Raw genomic sequence first — 18,388 nt, forward strand, 5'->3', positions numbered from 1 at the left:
CGTCGTTCCGGACATGACCGCCGTTCTCGTCCTCGGCTTCGACCCGCACGCCGTCCCCGGCATGGACGGCGACGCCATGATGGCCGTCCTCGACGCCGAACTCGCCCGCTTCGCCGACCACGGCATCGACGCCGCCGCGACCCTGGTCGCGCCCGACGACACCGCCGAACCCGCCATCGTGGCGGCCCTCGGCGGCCGCGACTGGGACGTCGTCGTCATCGGCGGCGGCATCCGCAAGCCCGAACCGGCGCTGCCCTTCTTCGAGCTCGTCGTCAACCTCGTACGCCGCCACGCCCCCCGGGCCGCCCTCGCCTTCAACACCAGCATCGCCGACAGCGTCGAAGCCGCCCGGCGCTGGCTCTGAGCCGTACGTCCGCCGGCTCCCCGCTCCACCGTGCGGTGCCCCCGGGGCACGGATGGGACGGGCGTTCAGTCGAGGGTGGCGAGGTTGCGGCGGTAGGCGAGGGCGGGGCGGTCGTCGAGGAGGAACTCGTGGCTGAACCGGAAGCCGTTGTGGGCGAGGACGGCCTGGGAGGCGGGGTTGTCGAAGGTGGTGGCGGCAGTGACGGTGGTCAGGCCGTAGGCGGTGGCGGCGAGGCGGCAGACCTCGGCCACGGCGGCGGTGGCGAGGCCGCGGCCGGTGGCGGACTCGGCGATGCGGTAGCCGAGTTCGGCGGTGCCGTCGACGAGGTCGACGAGGTTGACGCGGCCGACCAGGTCACCGGCCGCGTCGCGGATGACGTGGAACCGGCAGGTGCCCTCGGCCTGTTCGGCGAGGAGGGCGGCGTGCCGGTCCGCGAACTCGGCGAAGTAGGCGTCGCCGCGGTCCGGGATGCTGCGGGCGAAGTACGCGCGGTTGGCGCGTTCGAAGGCCAGCAGGGCCTCGGCGTGGTCGGGGCGCAGTGGTTCCAGGGTCAGCATTCCGACAGTCTGGCCCGCAGGGCCTCGGTGAACCACTGGAACACCTCGGCCAGGCTCTCCGGGACGGGCCAGCCGTTGATGACCGCCAGCAGCTGCCAGTAGCGCTCGGCGCGCGGGTCGTCGGCGGTCTCCAGCCGGGTGAGGAGCCAACGCCGCAGGGCCTCGTCGTCGGGGCGGCCGAAGGTCTCGGCGTAGGCGGCGGTGAGGGCGTCGAGAACGGGGTCGGCGTCGGGGGAGCCGGGGGCGACGCCGTCCGTCAGGGCCGTGCCGACCAGCGACCGTACGGTCTCGGTGAGCGCGTGGTGCAGGCCGGTGCGGTCCCCGTCCGCCCGCTCGGCGGCCTGGTGTTCGGCCATCCTCCGCACCGCCGCTCGGAAGTCCAGGTCCTGGACGAGTTCGCCCAGTTCCACCCAGGCCTCGACCTGCTCGGCCCGCGGCTCGTCGGGCAGTTCGGGCACGGCGGAGCGCATCATGGCGACGAACTCCGGGTTGGCGTCCAGGCCGCCGAAGGCCTCGTCGACGAAGTCGTGGACCAGGCGCCGGCGTTCGGCGTCGGAGAGCTTGGCGAGCTTGTGCATGAGTTTCATCTCCTCGGGTGTGGAACCGCGTTGGGCGACGGCGAGCAGCACAGCCCGGCGCAGCCGGAGCGTGCGGATCTGCACCTCCAGCGCCTCGGCGTGCGCGGCGGCGACCTCGTGCAGCGGGGTCTCCCGCTCCAGCACCCGGCGGATCGCGGGCAGGTCGAGCCCGAGCTCGCGCAGGGTGCGGACGAGGTCCAGCCGGGCGAGCGCGTGGACGTCGTAGCGCCGGTAGCCGGCGGCGGTGCGGTCGGTGGGCGGTACGAGGCCGGTGTCGGCGTAGAACCGGATGGCCTTGACGGTGAGTCCGGTGCGGCGGGCCAAGTCGCCGATCGAGTAGAGCGTGTCGCTGCCGTCCATGGGCCTCACTCTGGACTCTCCCCTTACCGGAGACGCAAGCCCGTTGCCCTCGGACACGCCCTAAGGTCGTGGCCATGAACGACACTGACAACGGGGCCTCGATCCGCGTGCTGCTCGCCGAGGACCAGGGGATGGTCCGGGAGGCGCTGGCCGCGCTGCTCGGGCTGGAGGGGGACATCGACGTCGTCGCGCAGGTCGGCCGCGGGGACGAGGTGGTGGCGGCGGTACTCGCGAACGACGTGCAGGTCGCCGTGCTGGACATCGAGATGCCGGGGATGACGGGCATCGAGGCGGCGGCCGAGCTGCGCGGCCGGGCGCCCCGGACGAAGGTGGTCATCGCGACGACCTTCGGCCGGCCCGGCTACCTGCGCCGGGCGATGGAGTCGGGTGCGCACGCCTTCCTGGTGAAGGACGCGCCGGCCGCCGAACTGGCGGAGGCGATCCGTCGGGTGCTGCGCGGCGAGCGGGTGATCGACCCGGCGCTGGCCGCGGCCGCGCTGGCCGAGGGCGCGAACCCGCTGACCGCGCGCGAGCGGGACGTGCTGGGCGCGGCCGCCGACGGCGCGGTGAACGCGGACATCGCCAGGCGGCTGCACCTGTCCGAGGGGACGGTGCGCAACTACCTGTCCATGGCGATCCAGAAGACCGACGCCCGCAACCGCACCGAGGCGGTCCGGATCGCCCGTGAGAAGGGCTGGCTGTAGGGAACGGGATCAGTTGAGTCGGTGCCGGGCCGCCCGGGCCTCCTGCCGGACCTTGGCGGCGGTGTCCGGGTCGAAGGCGTCCAGGATCTGCGCGTAGGCGTCCATCTCCGCCGAGCCGCCGAGGAAGTCCCCGGTGCGGATGAGGAGTTCGGCCCGTTCCAGGCGCAGCTGGGCGGGGTGGCGGGGCAGCAGCAGGGCGAGTTCGGTGGCCCAGAGCTGGGTGCGGGCGTGCTCGGGGCGGTCGGCGGCCCAGGCCCGGATGTTGCCGAGCACCCGCAGCACGATCTCCAGCGGCTGGGCGGGGGTGAGCAGGGCGGGGGTGAACTCCTGCCCGGCGGCGGCGACCAGCCGCTCGGCGTCCTCCGGGTCGAGCAGCCGCCCGCCGTGGAACGGGTCGGCCAGGACGTAGTCCTCGCCGCCCGCCGGGCCGCCGACCGCGACGATGAAGTGGCCGGGCAGCGCGATGCCGTGGACGGTCAGTCCGGCCCGCCGTCCGACCGCCATCCACACCAGGGAGAGCATGATCGGCAGCCCGCGCCGGCGCCGCAGCACCTCGGGCAGCAGCGAGGACTCCAGCCGCCGGTAGTCCGACTGCCGCCCGTGGAAGCGTTCCCGCCCGCCGAGCACCGCGGCGAGCAGTGCGGCGGTCTCCTCCGGCCCGGTGGGCGCCCGCTCGGCGACCGCCACCCGGACCGCCGCCGCGTGCCGCTCCAGCGCGGCCTCGCAGGCGGCGAGCAGCGCGTCCACGCCCGGCGGCTCACCGGGGTCGCCGGGGTCGGGCACCATGCCGTGCTCGGCGGCGGCGAGCAGGCACAGCAGCACCGGGTCGGGCTGCTCGGCGCGGGCGGCGGTCCGGAAGCGGTCTCTGCTCTGCTCGGTCACGGTGACGGCGACGGCTTTCGTACGGCGGACGGACAAGGCGGTGGACGGGCAAGCGGGCGATCGGACGGACGGTACGGCCTGGCGGTTACCCCTGGGGAAGAAGGGCGTAGTGGTAAGTGTGACTGGTCGTGAAGCCGAGTCCGTCATAGAGCGCGATCGCCGCCGCGTTCTCCGCCTCGACCTGGAGGTACCCGCCGCGCGCGCCCTCCTCGGCCGCGCGCGAGGCGAGCACCGCCATGACCGTCGTCGCCAGCCCGGCCCGCCGGGCGTACGGCTGGACCTCGATCGCGCCGAAGCAGGCCCAGGCCCCGTCGATGACACAGCGCCCGATCGCGAGCGGCGGCTGCCCGGGGGCGCCCGGCACGGTGGCGAACCAGACCGAGGGCCCGCCGTGCAGCACCTGCCGGGCGGCCTCCTCCACCGCCGGGTCATCGCTCACCCGCCGGTACACCGACAGCCACCGGGCGTCCGCGGTCCGCGCCAGCCGGACCCTCTCGTGCCCGGCACCGGTCCGGGCGAGCCCGGCCAGTGGGGCGGTGCGGACCAGGGTGGGCGCGTACCCGGCCCCGAGCCGGTCGAGTTCGGCGACCAGCGTCTGGGGCGAGCCGGGGGAGATCACCTCGACGTACGCGGGCAGCCCGCGCGCCGCGTACCAGTCGCGGACGGCTTCCAGCGCCCGGGGCAGCGGCAGTCCCGGGTCCCCGAGGGCCTGGACGGAGTTGGCCCGCCGGGTGAACCCGGCCGCGGCGCGCAGCGTCCACTCGCCGAGCGGCTCCTGCTCGACGGCCGGCCAGCCGCGTCCGGCGATCCGCTGCAGCTCGACCGGCGCGGTGACCGGCACGGGGGCGCGCCGGGCCGGAAACGGCGGCACGACCTTGCCCGCGACCAGCAGTTTCTCCGGCAGGAACACCGGCTCACCGGAGCGCGGGACGATCGTCAATCCATGATCGTCCCACGAAGTGAGCACGCCGATCGAATCCCGGAACACCGGCCGGTCGTCCACGAACTCCGCGAGGCGGCGGACGGACACGCGTCGTCCCACGTCAGAGCGGTCTATCCGGACCTCCGGACGGCCGTCGACCGGGTTGTCCGTCGCCATCTGGCCACCTCCTGTGCAATTGCGGTCTCCGACCCGCGATACTAGGGGCGGGCATCGACGACGCCGCGCTCACCGCGCACGGCAGCAGAACAGAACGGGCCGCCAGGCCCTTCCGAGGAGGAACGACAGCGTGACCTACGTCATCGCGCAGCCTTGTGTCGACGTGAAGGACAAGGCGTGCATCGAAGAGTGCCCGGTTGACTGCATCTACGAGGGCGAGCGATCGCTCTACATCCACCCGGATGAGTGTGTCGACTGTGGCGCGTGCGAGCCGGTCTGCCCGGTCGAGGCGATCTTCTACGAGGACGACACTCCGGAGGAGTGGAAGGACTACTACAAGGCGAACGTCGAGTTCTTCGACGACCTGGGTTCGCCCGGTGGCGCCTCCAAGCTCGGCCTGATCGAGCGTGACCACCCGTTCATCGCCGCTCTGCCGCCGCAGAACGCCGACCACTGACGATTTGGTGGCAAATCAGCTGTGAGCACCAACAGCACGCGCGCGCCGTTCCCGGGCCACCCGGGGGCGGCGCGCCGCGTTTCGGACAAGCTCCCGGTCTTCCCCTGGGACAAGCTGGAGCCGTACAAGACGACCGCCCTGGCCCACCCCGGCGGGCTCTGCGACTTCTCCGTCGGCACCCCGGTGGACCCGGTCCCCGAGGTGATCCAGAAGTCGCTGGCCGCGCACACCGACACGCCGGGCTACCCGACCGTCTGGGGCCCGCTGGAGCTGCGCCAGGCGATCGCCGGCTGGCTGCACCGCCGGCTCGGCGCGCAGATCGGCCCGCAGGCCGTGCTGCCGACCGTCGGCTCCAAGGAGCTGGTGGCCTGGCTGCCGACCCAGCTCGGCCTCGGCCCCGGCGACCAGGTCGCCTACCCGCGCCTGGCCTACCCGACCTACGAGGTGGGCGCCCGGCTGTGCGGCGCCGAGCCGGTCGAGTACGACTCGGTGGACGAGCTGGACGGCTCCCGGGTGCGCCTGCTCTGGGTGAACTCGCCGTCCAACCCGACCGGCCGGGTGCTGGGCGCGGACGAGCTGCGCCGCGCCGTCGAGTGGGCCCGGGAGCACCGGGCCCTGCTGGTCAGCGACGAGTGCTACCTGGAGCTGGGCTGGGAGGCCGACCCGGTCTCCGTCCTGCACCCGGACGTCTGCGGCGACGGCCACGAGGGCCTGCTGGCCGTCCACTCGCTCTCCAAGCGCTCCAACCTGGCCGGCTACCGCGCCTCCTTCGTGGCGGGTGACCCGGTGGTGGTCAAGGAGCTGCTGGAGGTGCGCAAGCACGGCGGCATGATCGTGCCGGCGCCGGTGCAGGCGGCGACGGTCGCCGCGCTCGCGGACGACGCGCACGTCGCCGAGCAGCGCGAGCGGTACGCGGCCCGGCGCTCGGCGCTGCGGGCGGCGCTGGAGGCGTACGGCTTCCGGATCGAGCACTCCGAGGCGAGCCTCTACCTGTGGGCGACCCAGGACCGCCCGTGCTGGGAGACCGTGGCCGAACTGGCCGAACTGGGCATCCTGGTGGCACCCGGCGACTTCTACGGGCCGGCCGGCGACCGCTTCGTGCGGGTCGCGTTCACGGCGACCGACGAGCGGGTCGCCGCGGCCGTGGAGCGGCTGGGCGCGGCGCGCTGACCGCACGCGGGAGACCGTACGGCGAAGGGGGCCGGTGTCACGGACACCGGCCCCCTTCGGCATGCTCCCCGGAAACGGGGGTTACAGCGGCAGGCCGCTGATGCTGCCGCCGTTGGCACCGCCCAGCACGCCGCCGACCGGGCCGAGCAAGCCGGTGAGGCCGGACAGCGGGTTGTTCGAGCCGAGGTCGGCACCGCCGAGGCGGTTGGCCGACCCGTGCTCGGCCAGGCCGAGCACGTCGGTGGCGGGCAGGTCGGACGGCAGGGCGTGCTCGACCGAGCCGAGCGGCAGCGCCCGCTGCACCGCGCCGACCGGCAGCGCGTCGGCGACGGCGGTGCCGCCGGGGACGGCGCCGGTGAGCGTTTCGGCGCCCGGCAGGGCCTGGGTGACCGAGCCGGCCTCGGTGAGCCCGCCGAGCGGGCTGGTGCCGGCGGTGGCGCTGCGGGTGCCCGCGGCCTTGCCGGTGACGGCCTCGCCGAGCTTGCCGGCCAGTGTCGAGGCGACCTTCGGGGTGACCGAGGAGAGCTGGCCGGCGGTCGCGGCGGTCTGGTCGACCGGGGCGGTCAGCGTGCCGGCCTTCTCGTTCGCCTCGGGCAGCTGCTGGGCGACGACGTTGCCGGCGGCGTCGGCCGAGGCCGGTACGCCCGCGGCGACGGTGGCCGCGCCGGTGGTGCCGGCGGCCTGGCCGAGCTGGTGGGTGGTGTGCTGGAGGGTGGAACCGGCGTCGGAGTTGGTCAGCTGGCCCAGCGGCGCCGCGAGGTCGCTCTTGGGCAGCAGGGCGTCCCCGCCCAGGGCGGACGCGGAGCCGGCCGCGACCAGCGGGGTCGCTCCGGCGGCCACGACGAGCGCGGCCTGGGCGATCCGGCGCGTGAGGGGGTGAGACATGGGGCTCCTCGAAGGGGTCTGGGTCCGTCCCGTCCGCCCAAGGGACCGGGCGTGGCCGACCGGGCGGACGACGTTGTTACCGCTTGAGAAGCCAGAAGGTTTCGGCCGACGCAAGGAAACTTCCTGACCGACCATCGGATCGTACGACCGCAGCGGGGCAGCCCTCCGGCCCCGGTCGGACACGGCTGAACCGGCCCCGGCCAAGGGGAGTGACGGTTCTCCACCCCGGTTCGCCGGAACGGGCGGTCGGTCCACCGGGGTTGACCAGAATCACCCGTCCGGCGGCAACCCGAACACCTGTGCGTCAGCTCTTGTCGGCCGGGGCCAGCGTGACCTGGACGAGCTTGGTCGAGGTGCCCGAGGTCTGGGTCTGCCAGCCGTCCTCGGACTTGGACTTGCGCCAGATCTTCCCGTCGTAGGCGACCGTCGCGATGCCCAACTGCTGGGCCTGGGCGACCGCCCAGTGGGCGACCTCCCAGCCGCCGGCCCGCTCGGCGCCCACCCCGCCGTCCGCCCCCGCGTCCGAGGAGGAGGTCAGCGCGGCGGTGGCCGGGTCCGGGGTCAGCGAGACGGCGTTCTCGGCGCCCTTGATGGTCGAGGTGTAGCCGGTCGCCGGGGTCACCGTGCGGCCGAACTCCCGGCGCACCCGGTCGGACAGCACCTGGGCCCGGTCCGGCGCGGCGGCCGGGGTCGCGGTGGCGCCCGGGGTGGCGGAGGCGGAGTCCGCCGGGTCCGGCTTGGCGTAGTCGTGCACCACGCAGGAGAACGAGGCGGGCTCCCGGCCGGCCAGCGCCGAGGTGAGCAGGGTCGCCCTGGTCTCGTGCTTGGCGTAGGCCTGCGGGTAGCCGCTCTTCTGCACCGTCTGCGCGGCGTCGGTCAGCGGCATCCGGGTGTAGCCGGGGACCTTGACCAGGCCGTCCAGGAACTTGTTGGTCGCGTACACCGGGTCCGAGATCTGCGCCGGGGTGCCCCAGCCCATCGACGGCCGCTGCTGGAAGAGGCCGATCGAATCCCGGTCGCCGCCCGCGAGGTTGCGCAGCTTGGACTCCTGCATGGCGGTCGCCAGCGAGATCGTGGTGGCCCGGTCCGGCAGCGCGCGCGAGCGCGCCACCGCGGCGATCGTCGCGGCGTTGGCGGCCTGCGGCAGCTCCAGCGTGCCGTTGCCGGCCGCGGTCTTCACCGTGCACTCCTCGGACACGCCCGGCTTGAAGCCGAACCACCAGATCCCGACCACGGCCAGACCGGCGACCAGCGCCAGGCCGAGCAGCCCGACGATCACCATCAGCAGGGCGCGCAGCGGCCCGCGGCGGCGAGTGGGCTCCTCTTCGTCGCCCAGCTCCTCGCTGCTCCTTCTCCTGGCCACCGTCGCCCCTCTCGCGCCTGCTTCTTGATCCGACACCGTACCCACTCGGACGGATGTGCGGCGCCCCCCGGTTGCCGTTGCTCGCCCACTCGCCTCCGGGCGTTCGGACCCGGCGCCGACGGTCGGCGCTCCGATGCCCTCGTTCCTCAGGCCTCCTCGCTTCTCCCTCTCGGCGTCGGCGCGCCCTTCGGCTCGGGGCGGCGAGTCCGATCCGTGTCACGGGGCGGCCGCACCGGGCGGACTAGGCTGGCGCCCATGAGCAGCCCGAATCCGACGCCCCTGGACCTCACTCTCGACGGCGGCGCGCTGACCGCACGGCTCGTCGACTTCCCCTCGGTGAGCGGCGACGAGCAGGCGCTCGCCGACGCCGTGGAGGCCGCGCTGCGCGGCTACCCGCACCTCACCGTGGACCGCCACGGCAACAACGTGGTCGCCCGGACGAACCTGGGCCGGGCCGAGCGCGTCGTCCTGGCCGGCCACCTGGACACCGTGCCGATCGCCGACAATCTCCCCTCGTACGTCGAAGGCGACCTGCTCTACGGCTGCGGCACCTCGGACATGAAGTCCGGCGTGGCCGTCCAGCTGCGCCTCGCCGCCACGCTGACCGAGCCCAACCGCGACCTCACCTTCGTCTTCTACGACTGCGAGGAGGTGGAGGCCCACCGCAACGGCCTGGGCCACCTCGCCAAGGACCACCCGCAATGGCTGGCCGGCGACTTCGCGGTGCTGATGGAGCCCAGCGGCGGCATGGTCGAGGGCGGCTGCCAGGGCACCCTGCGGGCGCAGGTGCGGCTCACCGGCGTGCGCGCCCACGCGGCCCGCAGCTGGCTCGGCGACAACGCCATCCACCACGCCGCCGAGGTGCTCACCCGGCTCGCGAACTACGAGCCGCGCCGGGTGGAGATCGACGGTCTGCAGTACCGCGAGGGCCTGAACGCGGTCCGGATCGACGGCGGCGTGGCCGGCAACGTGATCCCGGACGAGTGCGTCGTGACGGTCAACTTCCGCTACGCGCCGGACCGCAGCGAGGCGGACGCGGAGAAGCACGTGCGTGAGGTCTTCGACGGCTTCGAGCTGACCGTCACCGACTTCGCGGCGGGTGCCCTGCCCGGACTCTCCCAGCCGGCCGCCCAGGCCTTCGTGGCGGCCACCGGCGGCCAGGCCCGGGCCAAGTTCGGCTGGACCGACGTCGCCCGGTTCAGCGCGCTCGGCGTTCCGGCGGTCAACTACGGCCCCGGTGACCCGAACCTGGCGCACAAGCGGGAGGAGCACTGCTCGCTGAGCGCCGTCGCCGAGGCCGAGGAGCGGTTGCGCGGCTGGCTGACCAGCTGAACCGCGCGCGGCACCGCTCGTCCGGCCGGCAGCCGAACGACATCTTCCGGATGCTCAACCGACCTTCCCCCGTTGCCTGAAAACGGGGGAAGGCGGGCGTAGGGTTTCGTCATGACAGGCACAGGAGACGAGAAGCGCTACGGTCACGGCCCCGAGCAGGTCGGGGTGCCGCGGAAGAAGAAGGCCTGGCCCGAGAAGCAGAAGGGCCCAGTGCTGGTGCGCCGGGACCAGGTCGGCACGAGCACCACGGACCAGCGCCTGCTGGACACCACCGGCCCCACCGACTGGCTGCACACCGACCCGTGGCGGGTGCTGCGGATCACCTCCGAGTTCGTCGAGGGCTTCGGCGCCCTCGCCGAACTCCCGCCCGCGATCAGCGTCTTCGGCTCCGCCCGGACCGCGGTCGACTCGCCCGAGTACGAGGCGGGCGTCGCCATCGGCCGGGCCCTCGCCGAGGCCGGCTACGCGGTGATCACAGGCGGCGGCCCGGGCGCGATGGAGGCCGCCAACCGCGGCGCCTCCGAGGCCGGCGGCCTCAGCGTCGGGCTCGGCATCGAGCTGCCCTTCGAGCAGGGCCTCAACGAGTTCGTCGACCTCGGGCTGAACTTCCGCTACTTCTTCGTCCGCAAGACGATGTTCGTGAAGTACGCGCAGGGCTTCGTGGTCCTGCCCGGCGGCCTCGGCACGCTGGACGAGCTGTTCGAGGCGCTCACCCTGGTGCAGACGAAGAAGGTCACCCGCTTCCCGGTGATCCTCTACGGCAGCGCCTACTGGGGCGGCCTGTACGAGTGGCTGAAGAACACCCTGGTCGAGCAGGGCAAGGCGGCCCCGCACGACCTGGAGCTGTTCCACATCACCGACGAGATCGACGAGGTCATGAAGATCCTCGCCGACGCCCGCCGGCCCGGCGACGAGATCTAGCGCCCGGGCCTAGGCCAGCCCCCGGCGGGCGACCGCCGGGGGGCGGGTGCCCCGGATCGAGGCGACCATGTCCAGCACCTGGCGGGTCTCCGCGACCTGGTGCACCCGGTAGACCTGCGCGCCCAGCCAGGCCGAGACCGCGGTGGTGGCCAGGGTGCCGAGCAGCCGCTCGTCCACCGGCTTGTCCAGGGTCTCGCCGACGAAGTCCTTGTTGGAGAGCGAGACCAGCACCGGGAAGCCGGTCGCGGTCATCTCCGGCAGCCGCCGGGTGGCCTCCAGCGAGTGCCGGGTGTTCTTGCCGAAGTCGTGCCCCGGGTCGATGATCACCGCATCCCGCCGCACGCCCAGCTCCACCGCGCGCTCGGCCAGCCCCACGGTCACGCGCAGGATGTCCGCCATCACGTCCTCGTACCCGATCCGGTGCGGCCGGGTACGGGGCTCGGCGCCGCCCGCGTGGGTGCAGACCAGCCCGGCGTCGTACCGGGCGGCCGCCTCGGCGAGCTTCGGGTCCACCCCGCCCCAGGCGTCGTTCAGCAGGTCCGCGCCCGCCTCGCAGACCGCCTCGCCGACCTCGTGCCGCCAGGTGTCCACGCTGATCACCGCCTCGGGGTGGCGCTTGCGCAGCTCGGCCACGAAGGGCACGGTGCGCCGCAGTTCCTCCTCGACCGTGACCTCGTCGCCCGGCCCGGCCTTCACCCCGCCGATGTCCAGGATCGCCGCGCCCTCGGCCATCGCCCGGTCCGCGGCGGCGAAGGCGGCCTCGTCGGCGAAGGTCGCACCCTTGTCGAAGAACGAGTCCGGCGTCCGGTTGACGATCGCCATGATCACCAGCTCGTCGTCACCGAATTCCCGCGGTCCCAGGCGCAGTGCCACCGATGTCTCCTCCACAGCTCCTGCGGGTGCGATGATGGCCCCCGGCCTCACTAAGGGACCATGCTGTCATGATCAGTGTGGTTACCTGCCACCACATAGCGGACCGGCCGGGAGTTCGGGAGGACAGCTCGTGTTCTGGGTGATCGTGGTCGCCATGGCCGTGGTGGTCGGCGGCGCCGCCCTGGTGGCGCTCGGCGGGGGCGGCTCGATGCCGGAGGCGGCACCGGACCGCATCTCCGCGCGACTGCCGCAGGACCGCCCGCTGGGCAAGGCGGACGTGGACGAGCTGCGCCTGCCGATGGCGCTGCGCGGCTACCGGATGGACGAGGTGGACGACGTCCTGGACCGCCTCGGCGCCGAACTCGTCTACCGCGACGCGCGGATCGCCGAGCTGGAGGCCGCCGCCCACCTGCGCGGCGCGGTCGAGGCGACCACCGCACCGGACCCGGCGGCCGAACCGCTGCCCGGCCTGGAGCAGTTCGCCCGGGTGGTCGAGCCGGCCGTGGTGCTCGCCAAGCAGCCGGCCGCGGAGCAGGCCCCCGAGGACGCGAAGCCGGGGACGGAGAAGTGACGGAGGCGGCCGAGGGCGCGGTGCTCGGCGCGGACGGCCTGCGCCGCTGCGGCTGGGGCGACTCCACCGACGACTACCGGGTCTACCACGACACCGAGTGGGGCCGCCCGGTGCACGGCGACGACGCGCTGTTCGAGCGGGTCTGCCTGGAGGCCTTCCAGTCCGGCCTGTCCTGGCTGACCATCCTGCGCCGCCGCGAGGGCTTCCGGGCCGCGTTCGCGGGCTTCGAGATCGCCGAGGTCGCCGAGTTCGGCGAGGCGGACAAGGAGCGCCTGCTCGCCGACACCGGCATCATCCGCAACCGGGCCAAGATCGAGGCGGCGATCGCCAACGCGCGGGTCGCCCGCGACCTGGAGGGCGGCCTGGACGCGCTGATCTGGCAGTTCGCCGTCGATCCGGGCCGACCGGCCCCCCGCGCGATGAGCGAGGTGCCGGCCGTCACGCCGGAGTCGACGGCGCTGGCGAAGGCGCTGAAGAAGGCGGGCTTCCGCTTCGTCGGCCCGACCACCGCCTACGCCCTGATGCAGGCCTGCGGGCTGGTCGACGACCACCTGGCGGACTGCCACGTCCGCACCGGCGCCAAGGGCTGAACACCGGGCCCGGGCCAGCCGGCCCGAGCCCGCCAACTGTCCTAGCGGCCCAGGTACTTCGGCTTCTCCTTGGCGATGAAGGCGCGCACCGCGATCCGGTGGTCCTCGCTCTCGCCGGCCAGCGTCTGCAACTCGTCCTCCTTGTCGAGGAGTTCGTCCAGCGAGTGGGAGGCGCCGTACGCCAGTGACTCCTTGATGGCGCCGTAGGCGACGGTCGGGCCCTCGGCCAGCTCGCGGGCGAAGGCCCGTGCGGTGGCGGCGAGTTCCTCGGCCTGCACCACCTTGGTGGCCAGGCCCAGCTCCATCGCCTCGGCGGCCTTGACGGTCCGGGGCAGCATCAGCAGCTCGGTGGCCCTGGCGTGCCCGACCAGCCGGGGCAGCGTCCAGGAGGCGCCCGAGTCGGCGGTCAGCCCGATCCCGGCGAAGGCGGTGTTGAAGCCGGCCCGGTCGGACAGGATGCGGAAGTCGCAGGCGAAGGCGAGCGAGGCGCCGGCGCCGGCCGCCACCCCGCCGACGGCGGCGACGGTCGGCTTGCGCATCCCGGCCAGCGCCCGCACCAGCGGGTTGTAGTGCTCGGCGACGGTCCGCAGCGCGCCCTCGCCGGTCTCCTCGGCCCGCTTCAGCAGGGCCAGGTGCTCGTTCAGGTCCTGCCCGACGCAGAACGCCCGCTCGCCCGCCCCGGTCAGCAGTACGGCCCGCACCGCCGGGTCCGCGGCCGCGGCGGCCATGGTGTCGCGCAGTGCGATCTTGGTGGCGACGTCGAGCGCGTTCATCGCCTCCGGGCGGTTGATGGTGATGACGGCGAGGCCGCCGTCCAGCTCGTACAGCACGGAATCGGACATGGGTGAGGGCTCCCGGGGTCGTGGCGGTGTCAGTCGTGTGTGTCAGGATGCCGGAGCACGCGGGGGCCTGGGGAGTGTGAGGTATCGCACCTTCCGGTGGTGTCCACGCCGCCGCCACGCCGGGGCTTATGACGTGAATTGCGGTGGTTGGGGACGGTCCGGCCGTGGTTGCACCGAGAGTGATGTTGGTCATCAGCCCGTGGCATGCGGGATAATGGCTTCCGATCAATGCGTTCGATACCGGCGGTGGACGGACTGCCGGTGCGTAGCTGAGCGGTTGCAGGAAGGGGAACGAGCATGGCGGCCATGAAGCCGCGGACGGGTGACGGCCCGCTCGAAGTCACCAAAGAGGGGCGGGGCATCATCATGCGCGTTCCGCTCGAAGGCGGCGGACGCCTTGTGGTGGAGCTCACGCCTGACGAGGCCGACGCCCTCGGCGAGGCCCTGAAGAAGGCCTGCGGCTGACCGCAGCAGGTGCTCGCCATCTCCTGGAGATGTGCTGCCGGGCCCGGGTACGACGTCATGTCGGCCCGGGTCCGCACGTTTTCCGGGCCCGGCGCCCCGGGGGTGCCGGGCTCAGCGCTTGACGGCGCAGAGCAGCCCGTCCGACACCGGCAGCAGCGCCGGCAGCAGGGCCTCGCTCTCCCGCACGTCCCGGACCAGGTCCCGGACCGCGCCGGTCTGCGGGTCCTGGAGCTCCGGCTCGGCCAGCCGGCCCTCCTGGAAGACCCCCTCGAAGCAGACCATCCCGCCCGGCCGCAGCAGCCGCAGCGCCTCCAGCAGGTACTCGCAGGACTCGGCCGGGTCGCCGTCGCAGAACACCAGGTCGTACTGGCCGTCGGCGAGACGGGGCAGCACGTCCAGTGCCCGGCCCGGTATGAACCGGGAGCGGTTGGCCGCGAACCCGGCCGCCTGGTACGCCTCGCGGGCCAGCTGCTGACGGACCGGCTCCGAGTCCACCGTGGTGAGCACGCCGTCCGGCCGCATCCCGCGCAGCAGGTAGACCCCGGACACCCCGGTGCCGGTGCCGATCTCGGCCACCGCCTTGGCGTCCAGCGCGGCCGCCAGCAGCCGCAGGCAGGCCCCGCCGCTCGGCCCGATCGCCCGTATCCCGGTCCGCGCGGACTGTGCCCGGGCGTAGGTCAGCACCGCGTCCTCGCCCACGTAGGTGTCGGCGAGGGCCGCACGCGCGGGCCCGAACTCGCTGATGGCTGCCTCTTTCGGAGCCCCGGGCGGCGGCCCGGTGCCGAGGGATGTCGATATTTCCTGGCACAGATTACTGGCCGACCGGGAACCGCGTACGGCGGCGGGCCGTTGTCATGTCGGACCGGGCACGGGAGACCTCCCGGGCACTTTTATCCGGGCTTGACGGGTGAGGTGGATATGGTGGTGGCCCTGCTGGGCAGAAGAGCCGACCGAGGAGGTGTGGCCGAGGGCGACGTCCCTGTGCGGCGGCACTCCCGCGGCACCGCGTCGGCCCGTACGCCGAAGCCCGTGATGAACCAGCCTGCGCACTCCGACCTGGACCAGCCCGTCGCCGCGCCGTCGGCCGTCGGTGCCACCGAGGCCCCCGCCCTCGCGACCTTCACCGAGGGCCACGACGCGCAGACCTGGACTCCGCCCACCTGGGAGGAGATCGTCGAGGCGCACAGCGCCCGCGTCTACCGGCTCGCCTACCGCCTGACGGGCAACCAGCACGACGCCGAGGACCTCACCCAGGAGGTCTTCGTCCGGGTGTTCCGTTCGCTGTCCACCTACACCCCCGGCACGTTCGAGGGCTGGCTGCACCGGATCACCACCAACCTGTTCCTGGACATGGTCCGCCGCCGTCAGCGCATCCGCTTCGACGCGCTCGGCGAGGACGCGGCCGAGCGGCTCGCCTCCCGCGAGCCCAGCCCGGCCCAGCACTTCAGCGACACCCACTTCGACGCCGACGTCCAGCACGCCCTGGACACCCTCGCGCCGGAGTTCCGCGCCGCCGTGGTGCTCTGCGACATCGAGGGCCTGTCCTACGAGGAGATCGCCGCCACGCTGGGCGTCAAGCTCGGCACCGTCCGCAGCCGCATCCACCGCGGCCGCTCGCACCTGCGCGCCGCGCTCAAGCACCGCGCCCCCGGTTCGGTCCCCGGCCGTGAGCGCCGGGGCGGCTCGGAGGAGCCGGTGCCGGTCGGTGTCGGCGCGGTCGAGGCCGTGGTCGCGCCCGGTGGGCGCGGACGGAGGCGACCGTGAGCGGAACCAGCCGGTCCGGTTCGGACCGGTCGGATGCATCCGACCGGTCCCTGACCCGACGGGGCTGGGCCCTGCCGGGCCGTCGCGGAGGCGACGAACCCGGTGAGCCCGCGCTGCCCCCGGTGGCGCTGCCCGCGGACACGTCGCTGCACGCGCTTCCCGTCCGCCCCGCCGCACCAGCCGCCGAGGAGCACCACCTCGGCGAGCGCCTCTCCGCCTTCCTGGACGGCGAACTCGGCCACAACTCGCGCGACCGCGTCCAGGCCCACCTGGCGACCTGCCCGCAGTGCCTCGCCGAGGCCGACGAGGGCCGCGCCGTCAAGCACATGCTGACCCGCACCGGCACGCCCGGCCCGTCCTCCGCGCTGATGGCCCGCCTGATGGCCGTCGGCAACCTCCCCGAGGACGCTCCGGCGGACCGCGACTGGCCGGCCGGGCGCAGGCACCGCGATGACGACGACGACCTGCCCGGTGGCGGGGTCGCGGCCACCGGCACGCTCGGCGGCAGCCGGCTCGACGGCGGCTCCTTCGGCCGCGGTGCCGGCGCCTCCTTCGGCGCGGGCGCGCTCGGTGCCGACGCCCCGGTGCCCGGGGTCGACCCGCGCGCCTTCGGGCGCGGTGCGGTGCTGCGGCCGCTGATGGGCCGGCGCTCCGCCCGGCCCGAGCCCACCGCCGTCCCCGCCCGTCCGCAGCCGTCCGCGGCCGCCGTCCGCTCCTCCGCGCGGGGCCGCCGGCTGGTGTTCGCCGCCGCGGGCGCCTTCTCCGTCGCCGCGGTGACGCTCGGCGGCGTCGGCGGGCTCAGCGCGCAGGGCGAGGAGCGCCATGGCACCAGCGTCAGCCCGCCCGGTGGGGGCGCCGGCACCGGCCGCGACGGCCTCATCCCGATGACCGCACAGGCCCCGGTGGACTACGCGGGCCGCCCGGCCACCGCGACCCGCGACGCCACTGCGCCGGGCTACCCCGAGCGTTACTCCGATCGCTACCCCGATCGCTACCCCGGGGGATTCGCCGCACTGCGCCAGCAGGTTCGCTAGAACGGCCCTCGACGGACCCGGGACGCACGCTCGACCCTCCGTCCGGACGCCCTCGGCCACCGGCAGGTCTTTACCACGGCTTCATCCCAGCGTGGACCATGGACCCGCCGGTGGCCATTACCCTGTAGGAACCGTCGTCCGACGAGCTAGGGAGCAAAGGTGTTCAGCGACGTAAGTGGGCTGGAGGTCCTGACCCTGGTCGTGATGGCGATCATCATCTTCGGTCCGGACAAGCTGCCGAAGCTGATCCAGGACACCATGAACGTCGTCCGGAAGATCCGTTCCTTCGCCGACAACGCGAAGGAGGACATCCGCAGCGAGCTGGGTCCCGAGTTCAAGGACTTCGAGTTCGAGGACCTGAACCCCAAGACCTTCGTCCGCAAGCAGCTCCTGGGCGACCAGGAGGACCCGCTGGGCCTCAAGGACATGAAGGACTCGCTGGACCTCCGCTCGGTCCTGGACGACAAGCCCGCCGCGCCGGTGAACGGCCGCAGCGGCAGCGTCAGCTTCGAGAAGTCCGACCCGGCGCCCGCCTCCACCGGGGCCCCGCTGGCGCCCGGCGAGCGGCCCCCGTTCGACCCCGACGCCACCTGAGCGGTACTGCCCACGGAGCCCCGGCTCCGCGCCACCGCCCCGCTCGGCCACCCGGCTGGGCGGGGCGGTGGCGTGTGCGCCGCTATTGTGCTGATTGTTCCCACTGAGCCGTCCGTCACACCGCGCCCCGTCGCGGACCAGGAACGGCCCCGGGGAGCGCCGCGGTACGCCACCATGGGAGCGCGCCACGGCAGGCAAACGTGTGTTTGAGGAGGCCCGGGGATGGACGCGACGAGTCAGGCGGGAGGGACGACGGCCACGGCCGGCGGCCCGGTGGTCGGCGGACAGGCCGGCCCGGCGGACCCGCTGGTGCCCTACCTGTCCGCCGACTTCCCCTGGTACGGGCTGGACGAGGGCTGGAGCGGCCGTCGCTTCCTGATGCAGGCCGGCGCCGGCCCCCGTACCGTGGGCGACGTCGACTACGGCTCGCTCGGCCACGGGGAGGAGCCGGCCAGGCAGTACGAGCCGCGCGACGTGCGGAAGTTCGCCGTCGTGGTCACCGTGGCCCGCCGGGACAGCCGCCGCAGCGCCGACAACACCGGCACCCTGGAGGCGACCTCCGCCTCGTCCGCGGCCTGGCTGGCCGGCTCCGGCCTGCTCGCCGCGACCTGGCCCGGGCAGCTGGACCGGGCGCTGCGCCAGGACTGGCTGGACCAGCAGAGCAGCCTCGCCTGGGACCTCGCCGACGACCTGGCCGGCCCCGGCTGGTCCCCCCTCAGCCTCCCGGTCGACGGCTCGCCGCAGCCCTTCCGCTACCGCGAGTCCGAGTACGGCTGGGTGCTGGCGGGCGAGGCCCCCGGTGTCCTGCTCGGCGCCTACGGCCGGGGCGTCAGCGCCTACGGCATCGGCTTCTCCACCGTCCCGGACCTGGCCGACTACACCCGGCCGTAGGGGCCGCGACGACGCGGGGCCCGCGACCGCGGCGTGGGACCGGTGGTCATGACGAAGGGCCGGGTGGTCGGCCACCCGGCCCTTCGTCAGTC

The 18,388-nt window shown here is 73.9% G+C and carries 22 protein-coding genes; 13 read left to right on the top strand and 9 right to left on the bottom strand.

The genetic code is table 11. The annotated features are described in order from the left end of the window. Positions 1-13 precede the first annotated feature (13 nt). Positions 14-364, top strand: a complete 351-nt coding sequence (locus tag ACIRRH_RS04585; protein WP_403061683.1) for a hypothetical protein — start codon at positions 14-16, stop codon at positions 362-364. A gap of 65 nt (positions 365-429) precedes the next feature. Here the strand turns inward: ACIRRH_RS04585 and ACIRRH_RS04590 are convergent, their stop codons facing one another. Next, positions 430-921: a GNAT family N-acetyltransferase gene (locus ACIRRH_RS04590; protein ID WP_403061686.1), complete on the bottom strand. Its 492-nt coding sequence runs from the start codon at positions 919-921 to the stop codon at positions 430-432. Next, positions 915-1,859, bottom strand: coding sequence for a MerR family transcriptional regulator (locus tag ACIRRH_RS04595; protein WP_403061689.1), 945 nt, complete (start codon positions 1,857-1,859; stop codon positions 915-917). The genes ACIRRH_RS04590 and ACIRRH_RS04595 overlap by 7 nt, the downstream gene beginning before the upstream one ends. Positions 1,860-1,933: 74 nt before the next feature. Here ACIRRH_RS04595 and ACIRRH_RS04600 point away from each other — a divergent pair, with 74 nt between their 5' ends. Next, positions 1,934-2,563, top strand: coding sequence for a response regulator transcription factor (locus tag ACIRRH_RS04600; protein ID WP_224280881.1), 630 nt, complete (start codon positions 1,934-1,936; stop codon positions 2,561-2,563). A 9-nt stretch (positions 2,564-2,572) separates the two neighbouring features. On the opposite strand, the gene ACIRRH_RS04605 is transcribed toward ACIRRH_RS04600, so the two are convergent. After that, positions 2,573-3,445 carry a transglutaminase family protein gene (locus ACIRRH_RS04605; protein WP_403061692.1) on the bottom strand — a complete coding sequence of 291 codons (873 nt, stop codon included), beginning with the start codon at positions 3,443-3,445 and terminating at the stop codon, positions 2,573-2,575. An 85-nt stretch (positions 3,446-3,530) separates the two neighbouring features. Then, positions 3,531-4,544: a GNAT family N-acetyltransferase gene (locus ACIRRH_RS04610; RefSeq protein WP_403061695.1), complete on the bottom strand. Its 1,014-nt coding sequence runs from the start codon at positions 4,542-4,544 to the stop codon at positions 3,531-3,533. A gap of 130 nt (positions 4,545-4,674) precedes the next feature. Here ACIRRH_RS04610 and fdxA point away from each other — a divergent pair, with 130 nt between their 5' ends. Both fdxA and dapC read left to right on the top strand, forming a co-directional pair. Next, positions 4,675-5,001 (top strand): ferredoxin, encoded by a 327-nt coding sequence (gene fdxA, locus ACIRRH_RS04615; protein ID WP_030061559.1) that lies wholly within the window; start codon positions 4,675-4,677, stop codon positions 4,999-5,001. 21 nt (positions 5,002-5,022) lie between these two features. After that, positions 5,023-6,171 carry a succinyldiaminopimelate transaminase gene (dapC, locus tag ACIRRH_RS04620; RefSeq protein WP_403061698.1) on the top strand — a complete coding sequence of 383 codons (1,149 nt, stop codon included), beginning with the start codon at positions 5,023-5,025 and terminating at the stop codon, positions 6,169-6,171. A gap of 81 nt (positions 6,172-6,252) precedes the next feature. On the opposite strand, the gene ACIRRH_RS04625 is transcribed toward dapC, so the two are convergent. Together ACIRRH_RS04625 and ACIRRH_RS04630 are read right to left on the bottom strand one after the other, a co-directional pair. Next, positions 6,253-7,056, bottom strand: coding sequence for a hypothetical protein (locus ACIRRH_RS04625; protein ID WP_403061701.1), 804 nt, complete (start codon positions 7,054-7,056; stop codon positions 6,253-6,255). A 304-nt stretch (positions 7,057-7,360) separates the two neighbouring features. Then, entirely contained in the window at positions 7,361-8,419 is a 1,059-nt protein-coding gene (locus tag ACIRRH_RS04630) for a hypothetical protein (protein ID WP_403061704.1), read from the bottom strand. Between the two features lie 255 nt (positions 8,420-8,674). On the opposite strand from ACIRRH_RS04630, the gene dapE reads away from it, so the two are divergent. Both dapE and ACIRRH_RS04640 read left to right on the top strand, forming a co-directional pair. Further along, positions 8,675-9,751, top strand: a complete 1,077-nt coding sequence (dapE, locus tag ACIRRH_RS04635; protein WP_403061707.1) for a succinyl-diaminopimelate desuccinylase — start codon at positions 8,675-8,677, stop codon at positions 9,749-9,751. A 111-nt stretch (positions 9,752-9,862) separates the two neighbouring features. Continuing rightward, positions 9,863-10,672 carry a TIGR00730 family Rossman fold protein gene (locus tag ACIRRH_RS04640; protein ID WP_403061710.1) on the top strand — a complete coding sequence of 270 codons (810 nt, stop codon included), beginning with the start codon at positions 9,863-9,865 and terminating at the stop codon, positions 10,670-10,672. A 9-nt stretch (positions 10,673-10,681) separates the two neighbouring features. On the opposite strand, the gene folP is transcribed toward ACIRRH_RS04640, so the two are convergent. After that, positions 10,682-11,494: a dihydropteroate synthase gene (gene folP, locus ACIRRH_RS04645; RefSeq protein ID WP_403062408.1), complete on the bottom strand. Its 813-nt coding sequence runs from the start codon at positions 11,492-11,494 to the stop codon at positions 10,682-10,684. Positions 11,495-11,675: 181 nt separating this feature from the next. On the opposite strand from folP, the gene ACIRRH_RS04650 reads away from it, so the two are divergent. Both ACIRRH_RS04650 and ACIRRH_RS04655 read left to right on the top strand, forming a co-directional pair. Then, complete coding sequence (locus tag ACIRRH_RS04650; protein WP_403061713.1) at positions 11,676-12,116, top strand: DivIVA domain-containing protein; 441 nt, start codon at positions 11,676-11,678, stop codon at positions 12,114-12,116. Then, entirely contained in the window at positions 12,113-12,706 is a 594-nt protein-coding gene (locus tag ACIRRH_RS04655; protein WP_403061716.1) for a DNA-3-methyladenine glycosylase I, read from the top strand. The genes ACIRRH_RS04650 and ACIRRH_RS04655 overlap by 4 nt, the downstream gene beginning before the upstream one ends. Before the next feature lie 41 nt (positions 12,707-12,747). Here ACIRRH_RS04655 and ACIRRH_RS04660 read toward each other — a convergent pair whose 3' ends face one another. Continuing rightward, entirely contained in the window at positions 12,748-13,548 is an 801-nt protein-coding gene (locus ACIRRH_RS04660) for an enoyl-CoA hydratase-related protein (RefSeq protein ID WP_403061719.1), read from the bottom strand. Positions 13,549-13,845: 297 nt separating this feature from the next. Here ACIRRH_RS04660 and ACIRRH_RS04665 point away from each other — a divergent pair, with 297 nt between their 5' ends. Beyond that, the gene (locus ACIRRH_RS04665) at positions 13,846-14,013 is read left to right on the top strand and encodes a DUF3117 domain-containing protein (RefSeq protein WP_014137929.1); all 168 of its coding nucleotides are present in this window, start codon (positions 13,846-13,848) and stop codon (positions 14,011-14,013) included. 111 nt (positions 14,014-14,124) lie between these two features. On the opposite strand, the gene ACIRRH_RS04670 is transcribed toward ACIRRH_RS04665, so the two are convergent. Next, positions 14,125-14,757, bottom strand: a complete 633-nt coding sequence (locus ACIRRH_RS04670; protein WP_403062411.1) for an O-methyltransferase — start codon at positions 14,755-14,757, stop codon at positions 14,125-14,127. 288 nt (positions 14,758-15,045) lie between these two features. Here ACIRRH_RS04670 and sigE point away from each other — a divergent pair, with 288 nt between their 5' ends. From sigE to ACIRRH_RS04690, 4 genes are all read left to right on the top strand, one after another. Then, entirely contained in the window at positions 15,046-15,777 is a 732-nt protein-coding gene (sigE, locus tag ACIRRH_RS04675) for an RNA polymerase sigma factor SigE (RefSeq protein ID WP_403062414.1), read from the top strand. A 122-nt stretch (positions 15,778-15,899) separates the two neighbouring features. Beyond that, positions 15,900-16,811: a zf-HC2 domain-containing protein gene (locus ACIRRH_RS04680; protein ID WP_403061722.1), complete on the top strand. Its 912-nt coding sequence runs from the start codon at positions 15,900-15,902 to the stop codon at positions 16,809-16,811. A 159-nt stretch (positions 16,812-16,970) separates the two neighbouring features. Next, positions 16,971-17,405 carry a sec-independent translocase gene (locus ACIRRH_RS04685; protein WP_403061725.1) on the top strand — a complete coding sequence of 145 codons (435 nt, stop codon included), beginning with the start codon at positions 16,971-16,973 and terminating at the stop codon, positions 17,403-17,405. A 222-nt stretch (positions 17,406-17,627) separates the two neighbouring features. After that, positions 17,628-18,296: a hypothetical protein gene (locus tag ACIRRH_RS04690; protein ID WP_403061728.1), complete on the top strand. Its 669-nt coding sequence runs from the start codon at positions 17,628-17,630 to the stop codon at positions 18,294-18,296. Positions 18,297-18,388: the final 92 nt, after the last annotated feature.

The sequence above is a fragment of the Kitasatospora sp. NPDC101235 genome (assembly GCF_044767505.1).
In the GTDB taxonomy this organism is placed as follows: Bacteria; Actinomycetota; Actinomycetes; order Streptomycetales; family Streptomycetaceae; genus Kitasatospora.